At 60.8% G+C, this 1,277-nt stretch carries 1 protein-coding gene; it reads left to right on the top strand.

Features of this window, described 5'->3' with window-relative positions; all coding sequences use genetic code 11:
- Positions 1–82: 82 nt before the first annotated feature.
- A partial coding sequence (locus EN969_RS31525) for a pyridoxal-dependent decarboxylase (RefSeq protein ID WP_245467593.1) occupies positions 83–1,277 on the top strand: 1,195 nt, incomplete at its 3' end.

Below are 1,277 nucleotides of genomic sequence, written 5' to 3'. Positions count from 1 at the left end.
GACGTATCCCACGACCAGCGGCAAACAGACGACGGAACTCTTCTCGCGGCCTTGGCAGGAGAGCGGTCGTGGTCGGGAAGTCTTGCAGGATTTCAAGTCGATAGCGGAGCATGTGCGGCCTTCAACCGGCAGGTTCTTCGGTTATGTCGTCGGCTCCGGCGAACCGATCGGCGCGCTGGGGGAATTGCTGGCTGCGGTGCTCAATCAGAATGTGACGTCGTGGCGCTCGGCACCGGCTGCGACATCGATCGAACGCGCCGTCGTCGAATGGTTGGCGGAGGCTGTCGGTTGCCCCGGATTTACAGGCAGCCTGTGCGGCGGCGGCTCGACGGCGAACCTCATGGCCCTGGCGATGGCGCGGGAAGCGAAGCTGCCAGCCAACGAAACAGGCGTGCGACCGTGCGTGATCTATGCTTCCGAGCAAGTGCACATGTCCATTCCCAAGGCCGTCGCGCTGTTGGGGATCGGTAGAAAAAATCTCCGTTTGATCCCTGTCGACGACAAATTCAGGATGCGGACGGATGCCCTCCAGGCGGCTATTGCCGCCGACCGCGCCATCGGCAACATGCCCATCGCCATCGTGGCCACGGTCGGCACCATCATCTCCGGTGCGATCGATCCCCTTCCCGAAATCGCAGACATTGCCCGTAGGGAAGCGTTGTGGATGCATGTCGATGGGGCCTATGGGGGACTGGCGGCGCTGGCCGTCCCGGAAAAGTTCCAGGGACTGTCTTTGGCGGATTCGCTGTCGCTCGATGCGCACAAATGGCTCTATCAGCCACTCGATTGCGGCTGCCTGCTCAATCGCCACCCAGACATTGCGCGCACGACTTTCTCGCACAGCGACGACTACGTCAGGATATTGAGCGAAGACCCAACGGAAGCATTTGCATTCTTTGAAGAGTCGATCGAACTGTCTCGGCGCTTCCGTGCGCTGAAGCTCTGGATGTCGCTGCAGTATCACGGGCGCCGTGCCTATCGCGAAGCCATCGCGCGCGATCTCTACCATGCCCAGATGCTGGCACAGGCAATCGCTTCACAGCCGGAGCTTGAGCAGCTTGCGCCGGTATCGCTAAGCGCGGTCTGTTTCCGTCACCGCTCTAAGGACAATGAAGCGATCCTGCGCCGTGTGATCGCGCGCGGCCGCGTGTATCTGTCGAATGCAACGATCAACGGTCAATTCGCGCTGCGGGCGTGTTTCGTCAATCACAGGACGACCTTGGATGACGTTCGGGCGATTGTGTCCGAAGTCATTGCCGCCGCAGACGAACTCAATC

This window comes from Mesorhizobium sp. M7A.F.Ca.CA.003.01.2.1 (genome assembly GCF_003998945.1).
GTDB lineage: Bacteria > Pseudomonadota > Alphaproteobacteria > Rhizobiales > Rhizobiaceae > Mesorhizobium > Mesorhizobium ciceri.
Note: the sequence above shows the minus strand (reverse complement) of the source record. Positions and strands in the feature narration are given on the sequence as shown.